15 protein-coding genes and 1 pseudogene are annotated in these 16,740 nt (G+C 66.6%); 10 read left to right on the top strand and 6 right to left on the bottom strand.

What is annotated here, in order from left to right:
- Positions 1-47: 47 nt before the first annotated feature.
- On the bottom strand, positions 48-1,142 hold the full coding sequence (locus tag ACQR1Y_RS14385; RefSeq protein ID WP_434875636.1) for an LLM class flavin-dependent oxidoreductase: 1,095 nt from the start codon (positions 1,140-1,142) through the stop codon (positions 48-50).
- 302 nt (positions 1,143-1,444) lie between these two features.
- Between ACQR1Y_RS14385 and ACQR1Y_RS14380 the strand changes: the two genes are divergently transcribed.
- From ACQR1Y_RS14380 to ACQR1Y_RS14340, 9 genes and pseudogenes are all read left to right on the top strand, one after another.
- On the top strand, positions 1,445-2,302 hold the full coding sequence (locus tag ACQR1Y_RS14380; protein WP_434875635.1) for an ABC transporter permease subunit: 858 nt from the start codon (positions 1,445-1,447) through the stop codon (positions 2,300-2,302).
- Positions 2,299-3,018 (top strand): ABC transporter ATP-binding protein, encoded by a 720-nt coding sequence (locus ACQR1Y_RS14375; protein ID WP_434857414.1) that lies wholly within the window; start codon positions 2,299-2,301, stop codon positions 3,016-3,018. Before ACQR1Y_RS14380 ends, ACQR1Y_RS14375 begins: the two co-directional genes overlap by 4 nt.
- Before the next feature lie 18 nt (positions 3,019-3,036).
- Positions 3,037-4,059 carry an NrtA/SsuA/CpmA family ABC transporter substrate-binding protein gene (locus tag ACQR1Y_RS14370; RefSeq protein ID WP_434875634.1) on the top strand — a complete coding sequence of 341 codons (1,023 nt, stop codon included), beginning with the start codon at positions 3,037-3,039 and terminating at the stop codon, positions 4,057-4,059.
- A gap of 36 nt (positions 4,060-4,095) precedes the next feature.
- Positions 4,096-5,325, top strand: a pseudogene (locus tag ACQR1Y_RS14365) (acyl-CoA dehydrogenase family protein).
- A gap of 33 nt (positions 5,326-5,358) precedes the next feature.
- Positions 5,359-5,925, top strand: a complete 567-nt coding sequence (locus ACQR1Y_RS14360; protein ID WP_434875633.1) for a flavin reductase family protein — start codon at positions 5,359-5,361, stop codon at positions 5,923-5,925.
- Between the two features lie 23 nt (positions 5,926-5,948).
- Complete coding sequence (epsC, locus tag ACQR1Y_RS14355) at positions 5,949-6,902, top strand: serine O-acetyltransferase EpsC (RefSeq protein WP_434875632.1); 954 nt, start codon at positions 5,949-5,951, stop codon at positions 6,900-6,902.
- 198 nt (positions 6,903-7,100) lie between these two features.
- On the top strand, positions 7,101-7,325 hold the full coding sequence (locus ACQR1Y_RS14350) for a hypothetical protein (RefSeq protein WP_434875631.1): 225 nt from the start codon (positions 7,101-7,103) through the stop codon (positions 7,323-7,325).
- Between the two features lie 55 nt (positions 7,326-7,380).
- Entirely contained in the window at positions 7,381-8,724 is a 1,344-nt protein-coding gene (locus ACQR1Y_RS14345; RefSeq protein ID WP_434875630.1) for an LLM class flavin-dependent oxidoreductase, read from the top strand.
- Positions 8,725-8,812: 88 nt separating this feature from the next.
- Positions 8,813-9,640 (top strand): MetQ/NlpA family ABC transporter substrate-binding protein, encoded by an 828-nt coding sequence (locus tag ACQR1Y_RS14340; protein WP_434857421.1) that lies wholly within the window; start codon positions 8,813-8,815, stop codon positions 9,638-9,640.
- Positions 9,641-9,691: 51 nt separating this feature from the next.
- Here the strand turns inward: ACQR1Y_RS14340 and ACQR1Y_RS14335 are convergent, their stop codons facing one another.
- From ACQR1Y_RS14335 to ACQR1Y_RS14320, 4 genes are all read right to left on the bottom strand, one after another.
- On the bottom strand, positions 9,692-10,546 hold the full coding sequence (locus ACQR1Y_RS14335) for an NADPH-dependent oxidoreductase (protein ID WP_434875629.1): 855 nt from the start codon (positions 10,544-10,546) through the stop codon (positions 9,692-9,694).
- Between the two features lie 141 nt (positions 10,547-10,687).
- Positions 10,688-11,905 carry an LLM class flavin-dependent oxidoreductase gene (locus ACQR1Y_RS14330; RefSeq protein WP_434875628.1) on the bottom strand — a complete coding sequence of 406 codons (1,218 nt, stop codon included), beginning with the start codon at positions 11,903-11,905 and terminating at the stop codon, positions 10,688-10,690.
- Positions 11,902-12,276, bottom strand: a complete 375-nt coding sequence (locus ACQR1Y_RS14325) for a 4Fe-4S binding protein (RefSeq protein ID WP_434875627.1) — start codon at positions 12,274-12,276, stop codon at positions 11,902-11,904. The genes ACQR1Y_RS14330 and ACQR1Y_RS14325 overlap by 4 nt, the downstream gene beginning before the upstream one ends.
- Positions 12,273-13,868: an FAD-dependent oxidoreductase gene (locus tag ACQR1Y_RS14320; RefSeq protein ID WP_434875626.1), complete on the bottom strand. Its 1,596-nt coding sequence runs from the start codon at positions 13,866-13,868 to the stop codon at positions 12,273-12,275. Before ACQR1Y_RS14320 ends, ACQR1Y_RS14325 begins: the two co-directional genes overlap by 4 nt.
- A gap of 448 nt (positions 13,869-14,316) precedes the next feature.
- Here ACQR1Y_RS14320 and ACQR1Y_RS14315 point away from each other — a divergent pair, with 448 nt between their 5' ends.
- Positions 14,317-15,741 (top strand): FAD/NAD(P)-binding protein, encoded by a 1,425-nt coding sequence (locus ACQR1Y_RS14315; RefSeq protein WP_434875625.1) that lies wholly within the window; start codon positions 14,317-14,319, stop codon positions 15,739-15,741.
- Here ACQR1Y_RS14315 and ACQR1Y_RS14310 read toward each other — a convergent pair.
- Positions 15,723-16,499 carry a MetQ/NlpA family ABC transporter substrate-binding protein gene (locus ACQR1Y_RS14310; protein WP_434875624.1) on the bottom strand — a complete coding sequence of 259 codons (777 nt, stop codon included), beginning with the start codon at positions 16,497-16,499 and terminating at the stop codon, positions 15,723-15,725. The genes ACQR1Y_RS14315 and ACQR1Y_RS14310 overlap by 19 nt on opposite strands.
- Positions 16,500-16,740: the final 241 nt, after the last annotated feature.

Genomic DNA, 16,740 nt, shown 5'->3' with positions numbered 1-16,740 from the left:
CGAGCTTCGCAAAGCAATCAGTTCTTCTGCGCACCTTGCGGGCGACATCATCCCACGCGACGACCGGACTCGGGATTCCCCAGACCGAGATTACGCTGCCGCTGCCGGACACGTGGAATCACCTCCTCGGCGAACCGCATCATCTCCGCCTCGAACGGCTGGAACTGCAGCATGAACAGCTCGATGCCCGCGGCGTGGAAGTCGATGATGCGGTCGGCCACCTCCTCGTAGTTGCCGACCAGCCCGGCCGCGGTGCCGCCATTGCTGCCGACGCGCGCGCTCTTCTGCATAGTCTGCATCATCACGACCTTTGGGTCGGTGTTCGCCTTCTGGATGGCCTTCATCGGCGCATCCTTCTCGGCGAGACGCAGCAACCGCTGATGAGCGGCCTCCGCTTCGGCGGCGGTCGGCCGCGCGATCACGAACGCCGAGAGGCCGAAACGGAGCGGCGGCGCCGCGCCCCTCGGCCGCGCCGCGACATCGCGGATCAGGCTGGCAACGTCATCGAGCGGCTGTCCGTTGATGAACCAGACATCGCCGTGATCGGCGACCAGCGCGCGCGCCGGCTCCGATTCACCGCCGACATAGATCCGTGGCCTCGCGCGATAGAGGTCCTTCGGCCGCAGCGCGTAGTCCTGCACATCGAAATAGCGGCCCTTGTGGGTCAGCCGCTCGCCCTGCAGCAGCCGCGACACTACGTGGATCCATTCGCGGCCATAGGCGTAGCGCTCATCGTGCTCGGCGAAGCCGATGCCGGCGCGCTCCAATTCGGGTCTATTCCAGGCGTTGACGAGGTTGATGGCAAACCTCCCGCGACTGATGTTCTCGATGCCGAGCGCCATCTTGGCGAGCACGACGGGATGATAGAGATACGGCTTGATCGCGGTGATGATCTCGATCCGGCTGGTCAACGCCGCGAGCGCGGCGGCCGCGCTCCAGGCCTCCAGCTGATCGAGATCCTCCTGGTGCGGATTGATGGTGTGCTGCGCGACCAGCGTCGAATCGAATCCCAATGACTCGGCCTTCAGCACGAGATCGCGATTGCGCTCCCAGGAGGCATCATAGGGTTCTTCCGGATCCTGATGCGCGGCCCGCGGGCCATGCACCAGGGCCCAAATCCCGAAACGGAACGGATGTGTCATGGTCGAGCCTCACGATCTCAGCGTCACGCTTCGCCGTCTCGACGATGCGTTGTCATAGCCGCACGTACTAACAAATCCCGAAAAGAAGTTCTTGCCGCTTTTGACCCGCGCGGGAAATCGAAAACCTCCGAACGCAACGACAATTGGAAAACGGCTCTATTTCGATCAGCCATGTTTCGTGGGACAGTTTGTCGGCGCGCAACGGGGCTGCGTCACGCGGCCACCTGCGCGCATCCGATTTACTTTGCTCTGCCGCGCGATCGCGATCGGCGGAGCCATGACATCGCGAGGACGACGCACTCTTGAGCAATCTCGAACAAGCTGCCGGGACGATCGAGCTGCCGCAGACCACCAGTGGCGCGCGCCCCGGCACCGGGCAAAACCGCGCGCTGAGCCCACTGGCGCTGCAGGCCCTGTCGTGGCTCGCGCCGGTCCTGCTGATCTTGATCTGGGAAGCGGCGGCGCAGGGCGGCTATCTGTCGCCGCAAGTCCTGCCGGCGCCCAGCAAGGTCGTCCGCACCGCCTTCAAGCTGACCACACAGGGCACCCTGCTGAACGATCTCGGCGTCAGCCTGCTGCGCGCCGCTGCCGGCTTTGCGATCGGCGGCGCCGTCGGTTTCGCGCTCGGCATCCTCGTCGGCCTTTCGCGGATCGCGGAGGCGCTGATCGACCGCAGCATCCAGATGATCCGCGCGATTCCGTTCCTGGCCGTGCTGCCGCTGGTGATCGTCTGGCTCGGGGTCGGCGAGGCCGAGAAGGTCTTCCTGGTCGCGCTCGGCGTGACCTTCCCGATCTACATCAACACCACGCTCGGCATCCGCCAGGTCGATCCGAAGCTGCTCGAGCTCGGCCGCGTCCAGGCATTGTCGACCCTGCAGCTGATCCGACGCATCATCCTGCCCGGCGCCCTGCCGTCGATCCTCACCGGTGTCCGCTATGCGCTGGCGACCGCCTGGCTCGCGCTCGTCGTGGCCGAGACCATCGGCGCGCAGTCCGGCCTCGGCTTCCTGGCGATGGACGCGCGCGAATTCCTACGCACCGACGTGATCGTGCTGACGATCGTGATCTACGCCCTGATCGGCGTCGGCGCCGATTTGATCGCGCGCTGGCTGGAGCGGCGTCTGCTCGCCTGGCACCCGAACTATGGAGCTGCGCGATGACGGTCCAGTTCGCGCCGCCGCTGCAGGGCGCCACCGCGCCTGCGGTTATCGTCAACGGCCTGCGCCGCGCCTATGGCGATCGCACCGTGATCGAGGGTCTCGATCTGCGCATCGAGCGCGGCGAGTTCGTCGCGCTGCTCGGCGAAAGCGGCTGCGGCAAGACGACCTTGCTGCGCGCCCTCGCCGGGCTCGACCCGATCCAGGCCGGCCGGATCATCGCGCCAAAGCGTCCTGCCGTGGTGTTTCAGGAGCACCGCCTGCTGCCGTGGGACAGCCTCTGGCGCAACGTGGCGCTCGGCCTCGACGTGCCCGATGCGCGCCAGCGCGCGGCCGCCGCGCTTGCCGAGGTGGGCCTCGGCGACCGTCTCGACGACTGGCCGCGCAACCTCTCCGGTGGCCAGGCACAGCGCGTCGCGCTCGCCCGCGCGCTGGTGCAGCAGCCGGAGCTGCTGCTGCTCGATGAACCATTCGCCGCGCTCGATGCGCTGACGCGCATCCGCATGCATGCGCTGGTGCGCGAGCTCGTCGCCACTCATCGTCCCGGCGTGCTGCTGGTCACCCACGACGTCGACGAAGCGATCGCGCTCGCCGACCGCATCCTGGTGATGCGCGACGGCCGGATCGCCTTCGAGCATCGTACCGCCGCCGGTGGCGAGGTCGCGCGCAGCGACCTGCTGGCCGAACTCGGCGTGCTCAACCCCTCCCTTCACACCTGATTTCCTCAAGGATCGACCATGTCTTCGTCTTCGGATGACCTGTCCCGCCGCCATTTCCTGGGCACCGCCGCGTTCGGCATCGGCGCGCTCGCCGGCCTCACGCTGACCGATGACGCCTGGGCTGCGCCCGGCCGTGTCACTGACACCGTGCGGCTGACCTGGGGACTCTCCGGCCTCAACCTGATCGCCAAGGAGCGTGGCGAACTCGAGAAGCTGCTCGCCAAGGACGGCATCAAGGTGGAGTGGCTCGGGCCGTTCCCGAACCATGCGCCGACGCTGCAGGCCGTCACCGGCGGCACCGCCGACTTCTCCTTCGGCGGCTCGACGACGCCGGCGCTCGCCGCCATCATCGCCGGCTCGCCGCTGGTGTTCACCCAATTCGTCGTCTACGAGCCGCGCACCACCGCGATCATCGCCCGCGACGATTCCGGCATCAACAAGGTCGAGGACCTCGTCGGCAAGTCGGTCGCCGTGAACCGCTCCGGCCTCGGTGAATTCCTGCTGGTCGCAGCGCTGGAGAAGCACAAGGTCGACCGCTCCAAGGTCAAGTTCGTCTATCTCAATCCGCCGGACGCAGCACCCGCGCTCGCCTCCGGCAAGGTCGATGCCTGGTCGATGTGGAGCCCGGGCGTCGACATCGCCCGGCTCGACTACAAGGCCCACGATATCTTCCTCGAAGGCCGCGATCTCGAATTCCAGATCGACTACACGTCCTATCTGACGACACGCAAATTCGCGACCGAGAACCCGGCGCTGGTCCGTGCCGTCAACGACGCGTTCCGCGCCGAGGGCAAATGGATCTCGGAAAACAGCAAGGATGCCGAATACATCGCGCAGAAGGCCGGCAAATACAGCGACCAGGTGCGTGACCAGTTCATCGCGTTGAACCGCAAGTACCGCTATTTCTCGATCAACGACAAGCAGTTCGTCACGGACCTTCAGAAGGCGGCCGACTGGCTGGTCGAGCGCAAGGTGCTGCCTGAGCCGGTCAAGGTTGCCGATCATCTCGCTCCAATCGAAGACCCGGCGCCGCAGCGCTGAGCACCGATCGTTCCCACTCAATCGCCTGGACTCGTCATGAACAAGCCGGTCTCGACCAAGACTCTCATCGCCGACACGTCGCTGCCGTTGGCGGCAGAGACGCTCGATCAGCTGCTCGCCGCCATCGCGGATGGTGAGTCGGAGCGGGAGCGCGAGCGCATCCTGCCGCACCAGCAGATCGCGCTGATCAAGCAGGCGCGGCTCGGCGCGCTGCGCCTGCCCGTGGCCGCCGGCGGTGCCGGAAGCACGATCCGCGGCCTGTTCGAGATCGTGATCCGGCTTGCCGAGGCTGACGCCAATGTCGCGCACATCCTGCGCAATCATTTCAGCGTGGTCGAGCGTCTGGTCCGAATTCCCCGCGACGACCAGGCGCGGGAGTGGCAGCAGCGCGTCGCGGCTGGCGCGATCATCGGCCTCGCGACCACGGAGCTCGACAGCCCCCAGGTCGGCAACATCACGCCGAACACCACCTTCACGCCCGATGGCGACGATTATCTGCTGAACGGAACCAAGTACTATAGCACCGGGACGCTCTATTCCGACCTGGTCCTGGTGCGCGCCGCCGATCCGGACGGACGTCCCGGCGCGACCATCCTGCCTCTCGATCGCGCCGGCATCGAGCTGATCGACGACTGGGACGGCATGGGCCAGCGGCTCACCGCGACCGGCACCACGCATTTCCGCAATGTCCGGGTCAAGCGGCAAGAGATCGTGTTCGATGCGCCCGACATCGGCTACGGCGTGCCCTACTCCAATACGTTCGCGCAGCTGTTCCTGACCGCAGCCGTGGCCGGCATCAGCCGCGCGGCCCTGCGCGATGCCATCGCGCTGGTCCGCTCGCGCAAGCGCACCTTCTACTACGCGCCGCACGAGAAGCCGACCGAGGACCCGCTGCTGCAGCAGACGATCGGCCAGATCGCGGCGTCCGCGCACGCCGCGGAAACGGTGGTGCTCGTCGCCGCCGAGGCGCTCGACGCTGCCACCGAGGCGTTCGATGCGGGCCGCGCCGACGCCGAGGCGCTCGCGCATCGGGCCGCACTGCTGTCGGCGCAAGCCAAGATCATCGCCGACGATGCCGCCATCCGCAATGGCGGGCTCATCTTCGACGTCGGCGGCGCGTCGTCGACCAAGAAGGCCACCAATTTCGACCGCCACTGGCGCAATGCGCGCACGCTGTCGTCACACAATCCGGTCACCTAAAAAGAGCGGGCGATCGGACAGTATCTGATCAACGGCACGCCGCTTCCGGCCAAGGGATTCTTCTGACCGGCAGGCGCAGCCCCCTGAAGGAGGCAACGGATGAGCAAGCATGGACTGCATCTCCTGACGGCGTCCACTCCCCCGCACTTCTACTCGGCGCTGCGCCGCGTCGCCGCCGGCGTCAGCATCGTAACCGCCGGCCGCGGCGACGACATCACCGGCGTCACCACGGCCTCGCTGGTCTCGCTCTCGGTCGAGCCGCCGCGGCTGATGATCAATCTCGGCCGGCAAACGTCGGCCTTTCCCCTGATCGTCCGTGACGGCTGGTTCGGCATCAACGTTCTCAGTTCCGACCAGCTCACGCTCGCCGACCGCTTCAGCAGTCCGCATCTCGCCGGGCGGCAGAAATTCGAGGGCGTCGAGTGGTCGCGCCATGCGGGCGGTGTGCCGGTGCTGCAGCATGCGCAGGCGGCGATCGCCTGCGAGGTCGACGAGATCATCGAGCGCTACGACCATGCGATCATCGTCGGACGTCCCGACACGATCGAGCTGGCGCCGCGGCTGTCGAGCCTGCTGTACTGGAACGAGCAGTATGTCGAGGTCGACCGCAATGCCGATCTCGACCTGCTCGCCGAGGTCGGCGTACCGCCGGCGCATGTGCGGTGACGGCGCAGCATGGGGGAGACGGTATGAGACATCGTCCAGGCTCCGGCGCAGAGACGCCGGCCCCGGCGGGCGAACGCTGGGGCCTCGATCGGCTGGTGGCGGAGCTGCGCGTGTCGCGCGAGGAAACCCACAGCATCCGGAAGGACGGTGTCATCCACCGGCCGCCCTCGCGCGAGAAGCTGGCGCAGGTCGTCGCCGCCCTGACCGAGGCGCTGTTTCCGCGACACTATGGCCAGTACGACCTCGATAGCGAGAACATCGACTATTTCGTCGGCCGCCGGCTGAGCGTCGGCCTCGACCTGCTGTCCGACCAGATCCACCGCGCCGCCTTGTTCGTCGGCGACGAGCTCATCCCTGGATTTCGTCAGCCCGAGGCCATCGAACTGACCCACAGCTTCGCGAAAGAATTGCCCGCGCTGCGCGGCATCCTGATCAGCGATTTGCGCGCCGCCTTCGTCGGCGATCCCGCCGCCAAGAGCTTTCCGGAAATCCCAATCGGCTATCCCGGCATGACGGCGATCATCCATCATCGGCTCGCTCACCTTCTCTACGGTCTCGGTGCACGCCTGGTGTCGCGGCTGATCGCCGAGATCGCCCATACCAGGACCGGCATCGACATCCATCCCGGCGCCCGCATCGGCTCCGGCTTCTTCATCGATCACGGCACCGGCGTCGTCATCGGCGAGACGGCCGTGATCGGCGACAATGTCCGGATCTACCAGGCGGTCACGCTGGGCGCCCGTCACTTCCCGACCGAGGAGGACGGCACGCTCATCAAGGGCGACGCCCGTCATCCGATCGTCGAGGACGACGTCGTGATCTATGCCGGCGCCACCATCCTCGGCCGCATCAGGATCGGCCAGGGATCGACGATCGGCGGCAATGTCTGGCTGACGCATGATGTTCCGCCCAACAGCGTCGTCACCCAGGCCACGCTCCGCAACAAGGTTGGCGGACCGAACCTGCAGACCTCCTGAGCGGACGTGGATCTGCTGGAACGGGCGATCGAAATGGCGATCCCCGGTTGCTGATGAGCACGAAGGATTCATGCTCGTGCCGCGGACAACAATGCAAATCCATTTCATCGACAGCATCGTCCTACAAAAGCTAGATTTTCGCATTCGCGCGGCCGGCATCAACGATGCCGTGACGTTCGCGCCTCGACGGATGCCGTGATGTTCGACCCTCTCGCCATGATCAGCCTGCACCAGGACCCGCCCACGGGTCGCAGCGATGTGCTCCGCGACAGCACGCGTGCCGAGACGAGCCCGTTGCTTTGCGAGCTTGACCTGCGCGGTCGCGATCTCGGCGCAGGCATCGGCCGTGTTGCCGTCGGGCTCGCGCGACGCCTGCGGTCGCCGCAATCGCCGAGCCGCGTTGTGACCGACACGCCGCGATAGCCATTCTCCAAGCGATCGCTCCGCCTCCCCCGACAATCCAGCCCACGAGCGCCCCATGAGCCAGCGACGTCAACTGAACCTCAACCTCTTCATTTATCCGGGCGGCCATCACGAGGCGGCGTGGCGCTACAAGGGATCATCCGCCAGCCGCGCGCTCGACATCGGCTATTACCAGCAGCTGGCGCGAACGGCGGAGCATGCCAAGTTCGACGCGATCTTCTTTGCCGATGGTCCTGCGCTGGCCGACAATGTCCGCTATGCGCAGCGCTTCCGTTTCGAGCCGATCACCTGGCTGTCGGCGATCGCCGCCGCGACCATCCATATCGGCCTGATCGGCACGGCGTCCACCACCTATCACGAACCCTACAATCTCGCCCGCCTGTTCGCTTCGCTCGATCATCTCAGCGGCGGCCGCGCCGGCTGGAACATCGTCACCACCAGTGCGGCGCAGGCCGCGCAGAATTTCGGCCTACCGGAGCACCCTCCACATCACGAGCGCTACGAGCGCGCCAAGGAATTCTTGGATGTCGTCACCGCGCTGTGGGACAGTTGGGAGGACGACGCCGTGGTCAATGACCCCGCGTCCGGCATCTTCGCCGACACCGACAAGGTCCATCCGCTCAATCATGTCGGCAAATACTTCCGCGTGCGCGGGCCGCTGAACGTGCCGCGCTCGCCGCAGGGTCGGCCGGTCTATGTCCAGGCCGGCTCGTCCGAGGACGGCCGCGCCTTCGCCGCGCGCTTTGCCGAGGCCATCTTCACGGCGCACCAGACGCTGGCCAGCGCGCAGGAGTTCTACGCCGACATCAAGCGTCAGGCGCGCGCGCTCGACCGCAATCCCGATCACGTCAAGATCCTGCCCGGCATCAGCCCGTTCATCGGCTCGACCCAGGACGAAGCCGACCGGCTGCTGGAGGAGTTCAACGAACTCATCCAGCCGGAGTACTCGCTGGTGCAGCTGCGTCAGATGCTCGGGCTCGATCTCTCGGGCTTCGAGCTCGACGGGCCGTTCCCGCGCCATCTGATCGAGACCGATGGCGCGCGCGGCGTCGCCAGCCGCTTCAAGCTCGTCGTCGACATCGTCGACCGCGAGAAGCCGACCATCCGCCAGCTCATTCAGCGCCTCGCCGGCGCCCGTGGTCATTGGGTGATCGCCGGCACGCCGGAGAAGATCGCCGACAACATCCAGGCCTGGTTCGAGAACGGTGCCGCCGACGGCTTGAACGTGATGCCGCCCTGGCTGCCCGGCGGCTTCGACCTGTTCGCCGAGCACGTCGTGCCGATCCTGCGCAAGCGCGGCCTGTTTCGCACGGAGTACACGGGCCGGACCTTGCGCGAGCACTACGGGCTGGATCGACCTGCCAGCCTCTACAGCCATCCGGTCCAGGCGATCGCCTGAGCGCCGTTTCACGGGCGGCGCGGACGCCAAGCCGGGCGCCCGCGCCGCCTTTCGTTTGGTTCAAGCCATATCAAGCCTTGGAAGTCACATGCATCACATCACCAGATCGCAATTCGTCGGCCTGCTCGCCGCCTCCCTTCTCTCGATCGCCGCCAGCAGCGGCGCGCTGGCCCAAGCCTCCGAGAAGAAGGAGCTCAAGGTCGGTTTCGTCCCCGGTCCCTACATCGACGAGTTCAAGATCGGCGTCGCGCCCGAATTGCAGAAGAAGGGCTACCAGATCCGCTATGTCGAGTTCTCGACCGGGCTCGAGGCCAACAATGCCGTGTTCAAGAGCGAGATCGACGCCAATGTCATGCAGCACACGATCTTTCTGAACTCCTACAACGAGCGGCAGAAGACCGACCTCACCGGCATCGTGCACGTGCCGACGCCGCCGATGGGGATCTATTCCAAGAAGCATCCGCTCGGCACCAAGATCGGCCAGGGCGCGAAGATCGCGGTGCCCAATGATCCGGTCAACCTGCAGCGCGCGCTGTGGATCCTGCGCGATCTCGGCCTGATCGAGATCCGCGATTCCAAGCCGATCGACGTCACCGAGCTCGACGTCATCAAGAACCCCGGCGGCATCAAGATTGTCCCGCTCGAGGCGGCGCAGGCGCCGCGCGCACTCGACGACGTCGACTTTGCCGCCATCCAGGGCAATTTCGCGATCTTCAGCGGCCTGAAGCTGACCAACGCGTTCGCGCTGGAGAAGATGACCACGCCCTACATCAATGTCGTCGCCGTCAAGCGCGGCAATGCCGAGACCGCCTGGGCCAAGGACATCGTGGACGGCTACAAGTCACCAGGCTTCAAGGCCGCCATCCTGGCCGACCGCTTCTATGACGGCTTCACACTGCCCGACTACATGAAGTGAGCCATCGCGGCGGTCCGTCCCGGGCCGCCGCCGATCTCTCCGGGTCCGCAGCTACTTCAGGCCGAAGCCGAGCGCGCGCAGCGCCTCGGCCAGTCTGTCGCGGCCGTTGAGCGCCTTCGCCGAGCCGAGCCGGTTGAGCACCGTGTCACGCCAGCCGACGGGCGCCACGCCCTGGCTGGTCTGGAACGCGCGCAAGGTCTCGTCATAGGCGGCGATGCCGTGGATCTCGTCGGTCGGCGCATAGCGCTCGCGATGCAGAACCACGCCCTGTCGCAGCCGCGGCTTGACGTCCTCGCCGGCCGCCAGATCGGCATAGCCGACGCAGAGGCCGAACACGGCTAGCACGTTCGGCGGCAGGCCGAGCTCCTCGGCCACCGCCTGCGGACGGTTGCGGATCGCGCCGATATAGACAGAGCCGAGCCCGAGCGCCTCAAGAGCGACCACGGCATTCTGCGCGGCGAGCGCTGCATCGATGATCGCGACGAACAGCGTCTCCAGGAAATGGATGCCGTCATCGGGGCGCCCTTCCCGCCGCGCCAGCCGCTCGGCGCGCGACAGATCGGCGAGCCAGACCAGGAACAGCGGCGCCTCGCGGACGTGCTTCTGGTTGCCCACGAATTCCGACAGGCGCTGCTTGCGCGCGGGGTCCTCGATTGCGACGACGCTCCAGGTCTGCAGGTTCGACGACGACGCCGCCGACTGCGCGGCAGCCACCAGCGTCTCCACGGTGTGCGGCGGCACCGGATCGGGGCGGTAGCTGCGGATCGAGCGGTGCGCCAGGAGCTGCCCGAGGATCTCCTCGGCGCCGGACGCGATGGCGGGGATGTCAGCGCCGTAGCGCTTGCGCAGCGCCGCGGTGATGTCGTCGCTCGGAGTAATCGGTGCCCTCGTTTCGATGATCGTCATTCCTCAGTCCCCATGCCGGCCGGTACGCCATTGTCACGGCCGATGTTCGATAGTTGCGTGCGCGTCGACGCCCAGCAAAGCCGACCCCGAGGACAACGGCAATCCCCCGGCGGATCATGCGCGCGATGTCGAAAGGCCCTGCTACTCCGCCGCCTGCGCCGCAGTGGGATCAATCACCGGTTGGCGCAGGCCCGCCTGCTCCATCAGCGGCAGTACGCGGCGGCCGAAGACCTCGAGATCCGGCTTGAAGTCGTAGAACGACAGCTGCAGGCCGTCGACACCCGCCTTCTTGAGCTGCACGAACTGCTCGACCACCTGCTCCGGCGTGCCGATCACCTCGATGTTGCCGCCGATCGCCCGGCGCTTGGGCGCATCGACGCCGACGCGGCCGCGCCAGGCATGGGCGTCGCTGTCCAGCCGATGGAAGTCGCCGACCGGGTCGGCATGGGCGACGATGGCGTCGTGATAGGCCCAGGTCTCGCGCTCGGTCTCGCGGCAGATCACCATCGGATTGAGCAGGGTGCGCACCTCGCGGCCGATGTCGCGCGCCGCCTGCTTGACCCGCGCGGTATGCGCCGGCAGCGCAGGGATCGCGCTCTCGAAGCTCGAGCCGGCCGGACTGGTGATGAAGACGATGTCGGAATAGCGCGCGGCAAAGGCGATGCCGGCATCGGAGCCGGTGGCGTTGACCAGCACCGGCCGGCCGAAGCGCGGCTTCGGCGTCACGAAGGCGCCGTTGAGCTTCCAGGACGACTGGCCGGAGAACGAGTAGTTCTCGGTGTCGCCCCACAGCCGCTGCAGTACTTCGAGAAACTCGGCCGCGAGCTCGTAGCGGCGGTCGTGATCGATCCGGCTCCGGCCGAACGCCTCGTGCTCGGCGGCACGATGGCCGGTCACGACATTGATGCCCCAGCGGCCATTGGAGATGTGGTCGAGCGTCGCGCCATACTTGGCCAGATGCAGCGGGTGCATCGGACCGTAGAGCACGTGGAGGGTCGAGATCAGGATGATCCGCTTGGTCAGGCTCGTCAGCGCGGCCGTGGTCATGAAGGAGTCGAGCGCCTCGCCCGTGAACACGCCGCCATAGCCGCCCTTCGGCAGCCATTGCGACAGCGCGAACACCAGATCGAAGCCGAGGTTCTCCGCCACCAGCACCAGGTCGCGGTTGTAGTCGAAATGCCATGACGTCGTGCGCGGCAAGGTCGAGGCGCTCCAGCCGCCGGCCTGGATCGGCAGGAACAGGCCGAGCAGCAGCGGCTGCTGCAGCGCCTGCGACAACGGGCTGTCCGGGCAGTCGGCCGGTCCCGGAAAGCCGTCGAGGCCGACCAGGGCGCCCGGCCGGTGGGTGATGATCGTCATGCTGTCCTCGTGTCGTCCGTCTCGGCTGCGCGCGCGGCCTCGCCGGCGCGGCGAAACACCGTTTCCATCAGCCATTGCTCGTTGGGAAACTGCCCGGCCCATTCGTCCCAGCCGGAATGCTTGCGATATTGGCCCAGCCGCCCCGAGGCCACCGCCTCCTCCGGCGTGATCGCGAGGCGGCGGTCGCAATCAGGCGCGACGTAGATCGCATCCGCCCGGCAATACAGCTCGCACATGAAGCAGGTCTGGCAGTCCTCCACCCGTGCCAGCAGCGGCGGTCCCGGCGATGCGCGGTCGAGCACATTGGTCGGGCACGCTTCGACGCAGGCGCCGCAATCGGTGCAGCGATCGGCAAGGATGAGCTCGATCATGACGCGGCTTCCAGTGCGATCGGAGCTTCCAGCGCGGGGCGTGTATCGGCTGCGACCTCGATGCGATCGAGGCCACGGCTGACGAGCCGCACCGCCAGGTTTGGGTCCAGGCCGGAATGATCGATCCTGCGATGCAGGCCCCTGCTCTCGGTCCGGCGGCGCGCAGTCGCGACCGACCAGCGTGCCGTGGCGACCAGGGCCGCCGTCTCGCGCGAGCGCAGCGGATCGTTTCCCGCATGGTCGGAGATCTCGCGCCAGAGACCATCGAGCGCGCGCTGCGACGCCGCCAGCGTCGACTCCTTGCGGAACAGGTTCTTGTCGAAGGGATGCATCTCGGCGCGGACGCCGGCCCTGATGGCGTCGTGATCGACCGCACGGGTCCGCAAGTGCGGCCGCAGGCCGGCCTGCCCAAGCGGCGTCAAGAGCGAGGACTTCGCACCGATGCTGCGCGCCAGCCGCGCGGCGGCCTGTCCTGCAAGGACGCCGGAGGTCAGCTCCCAGGCCGAATTGATGTTGCCGCCCCCGGAGATCGCACCAGCCACCTTCTCGCGCGAGGCATTGTCGCCGGCGACGAACAGCCCCGGCACCGACGTGCAGCCATCGACATCGTCGACCCTCACGCCGCCGAGCCCGCGGATCGTGCCGTCATTGTGCAGCGTGACCTCGAAGCGATCGCGCCAGGGATCGATGCCCCAGCGATCGAACACCAGCGGCACGTTCGGCGAGATCGTGTGCAGCCGGGCCTTGATATCCTCGGGCAGACGCTGCAGCGAGCAGAACACGGGACCCGCGAGCAGCGCCCTGGCCAGTCCGATCGTCTGTTGGGGTCCGAACGGCAGATCGAGCTCGCGCCCGTCGGCGTCGTAATAGGTCGCGAACGCATAGGCCATGCTGCGCGTCATCGTCGAATGCGCCGGCGCGATCGTGTAGGCCGCGGTGAACTCCATGCCCGAGAGATCCGCGCCGGCTTCGGCCGCGAGCAGATAGCCGTCACCGGTGTTGGTGCGCGATCCCAGCAGGTGCGACAGGAAGCTGGTGCCGCCTGCGGCGAGCACGGTCGCACCCGCCGCGATCTGATAGGGCCGATCGCCGTCCTGCCGGCGAAGGCCTCGTGCGCCGCCGATCGTGCCGTCGCCGCGCGCCAGCAGTTCCAGCACCGGCGAATGGTCGAGGATGGTGACGCCACTCTCCCGCGCGACGGCGCGCAGCGCCCGCATGTATTCGGGGCCACGAACGGCGCGATAATTGGTCTGCCCATCGTCATCGACGCCGAACGCATAATGGCTCGCGAGCGTCGGCAGCGTGCGCCAGGTCTCGTCGATGATCGCGTGCATCCATGGGGCCTCGCCGAGTCCGAGACCGGCGACGACACGCTGGCTGACGGCCTGCGCGCGCGCACCAGGCGGCACCCACCAATGGCCCGGGCCGGCCGCAGCCGTGACGCCGCTGGTGCCGCAATAGCCCTTGTCGACGAGGATCACCTGCGCGCCGGCACGCGCGGCCGAGATCGCAGCCCAGGCGCCGGCCATGCCGCCGCCGATCACGAGCACATCGGCGGTGAGCACGAGTGTATCAGTCACGTTAGCCGTCACGAGGCGATCCGACGCGTCACCCGCAAGGCGCGCGCTCCCATTGGTCCTCTCAGCATCGCCCGCGCAATCATGGTCCGAACTCCGTAGCCCTGCGCGCAAACGACGCACATGTACGGGCATGGTCATCCAGTGAGCCGCCGCTGGCAATTTCAGAATTGCGCGATTTTCGAACGCTCTGTTCTCGCTGGGATCCGTGACGGGAGAAGAATTCCGTCGCGCGTTCCCGGCCCTGTCACCGCCCGGCCTTCCAGTCGGCGCTTATTACAATTCTCATGTGCCATTGTTCATGACGACATACTTGCGACAACAATCCGCACTTTCCTGGAACAATATCGACCGGAACACGCCGAGACTTGGAAGATTTGTCTTTCCGAATCCGGCCGCCGGTTTACGTGCTAGATTATGAACGTTACGCATCGTCCGCGCGCGAGAGAAAAGGCATCTCTGCATGAGCCGTTTTCCGGAACGACACATCATCATCGTCGGCGGCGGCGCATCCGGCGTGCTTCTGGCTTATCAGCTGCTGCAACGCCCGGAATCCGATGTCCGCGTCACCCTGATCGAGAAGCGTTCGGAGGTCGGCCGCGGGCTGGCCTATCACACCGGGAATGCCGATCATTTGCTCAACGTGCGCGCCGCCAATATGAGCGCGTTGCCGGATGATCCCGACCATTTCTGGCGCTGGCTATCGACCCATGAGCATGGCCTTCAGCTCTGTCCCGATCCGTTCTGCTTCGTGCCCCGCCGCCTCTATGGCGACTACGTCGCCAGCCTGATCGCGCCGTTCCTCGCGGCCGAGGGCGGTTCGCAGCGGCTCGCCATCATCCAGGGCGAATGCGTGGCCGTCAGCGAAGGCCGAGACGGCGTCACCGTCAGCCTCGGCGACGGCACGCGCCAGCTTGGCGACATCGCGGTGTTCGCCACCGGCCATGACGCCGCGATCCCGCGCTCGGCTTGGCATGCCGATCCCTGGATCAATCCGTCCGTTCCCGGCTTCAGTCGCGACTCGGCGGTGCTCATTCTCGGTGCCGGCCTGACGATGGCGGACTACGTGCTGTCGCTGTTGCGCGAGGGCCATCGCGGTCCGATCCTCGCGATTTCGCGCCGCGGCCTGATGGCGAGGGGACATCGGCGCATCAGCCCCTGCAGGATCAGCGAGGACGAGGTTCCGTTCGGTGCGCGCGGCAGCGTTCTGCTGCGCTGGTTCCGGGAGCGGATCAAAGCACACATCGCCGAGGGCGGCGACTGGCGCGCCGTCATCGATGCGGTGAGGCCGTTCAGCCACCGGCTGTGGCAGGACCTGCCGCCGGCGTCCAAGCGCAGCTTCCTGGAGCATGCGCGGGCGTGGTGGGACGTGCATCGCCACCGCATGGCGCCCGAGGTCGAGGAGCGGATCGCACGCGCGATCGCGGACGGCCAGCTCCGCATCGCTGCGGCCAAGCTCGTCAAGATCGACGGCGGCACACAAGGGGCTCGCGCGCATTATCGCCGGCGCGGCCGCAGCGAGATCGAGACGCTCGAGGTCGGCGCCGTCATCGACTGCACGGGCATCGTCAGAGATCCCCGCGCCACTGCCAATCCCGCAGTCCGCAGCCTGTTCGACCAGGGGCTGGCGCGCTGCGATCCCTTGCGGATCGGCATCGAGGTCACGGCCGATTGTGCCATCGTCGGCGCCGATGGCACGCCCTCGCAGCGGCTGTTCGCGATCGGCCCGCTGACGCGCGCCGCCTTCTGGGAGATCATCGCGATCCCCGACATCCGCAGCCAATGTGCCGATCTGGCGGGCCGGCTGTTGCAGGCCCGCCAGATCACCGTGCCCAAGGTCGATGCGCCGGCGCTGGCCGCAGCCAGGGATCACCAGGTGGCGATGTAGGTGCCCTTGAAGCGGGTGTCGAGGAATGCCTTGACCGGCTCGGAGTGGTAGGCCTCGATCAGCTGCTTGACCCAGGGCTTGTCCTTGTCCTCTTCGCGCACCGCGAGGATGTTGACCCAGGGCCCTTCCGCATTCTCGCGCGCGATCGCGTCCTTGGCGGGATTGAGCCCGGCCTGGACGGCGTAGTTGTTATTGATCGAGACGAGGTCGACGTCGGCCAGCGCGCGCGGCAGCTGCGCGGCGTCGAGCTCGACGAATTTCAGCTTCTTGGGATTGTCGGTGATGTCCGCCACCGTCGCGGCGACGTTGCTCGGATCCTTCAGCTTGATCACGCCATGCAGCGCCAAGATCATCAGCCCGCGCGCGCCGTTCGACGGATCATTTGCGATCGCGACCTTGGCCCCCTCGGGAATCTCGGCGAGCGTCTTGTACTTCTGCGAGTAGACGCCCTGCGGCGAGGCGATGGTGGTGGCGACCTTGACGATCTTCCAGCCGGTCTTGGAGATCTGGTTCTTCAGATAGGGCTCGTGCTGGAACGAGTTCGCCTCGAGATCCTTCAACGCCAGCGCCTGGTTCGGAATCACGTAGTCGGTGAACTCGACGACCTTGATGTCGAGTCCGCGCTCGGCGGCGACCTTCTTCACGACATCGATGATCTCGGCATGCGGGCCGGCGGTGACACCGACGCGGATGGTTTCGGCCTGCGCGGGAAGCGCGACGGACAGCAAGGCGGCCAAGGCGATAACGGAACGTAACATTCAAGTCTCCAACCAAACAAAAGAGTTCCGCTGGTGACTAGCCCTGGTGCCGCGGGGGATCAATCGCAGCTGCGAACAAAACAATGGACGCGCTTCCGACATCAATGTTTGTGTACGAATGTTCTTTATTCGGCTCCTTGCCGATCGATTTGTTCTCTCCCCGCGTAGATGGGGTAACGGGCCGACCACCCGAGCGTCTCGCTCGCTACGGCGCGATTTATAAGCGCGCTCGCGAGACGCT

Source organism: Bradyrhizobium sp. HKCCYLRH3099 (genome assembly GCF_051167855.1).
Taxonomy (GTDB): Bacteria; Pseudomonadota; Alphaproteobacteria; order Rhizobiales; family Xanthobacteraceae; genus Bradyrhizobium.
Note: the sequence above shows the minus strand (reverse complement) of the source record. Positions and strands in the feature narration are given on the sequence as shown.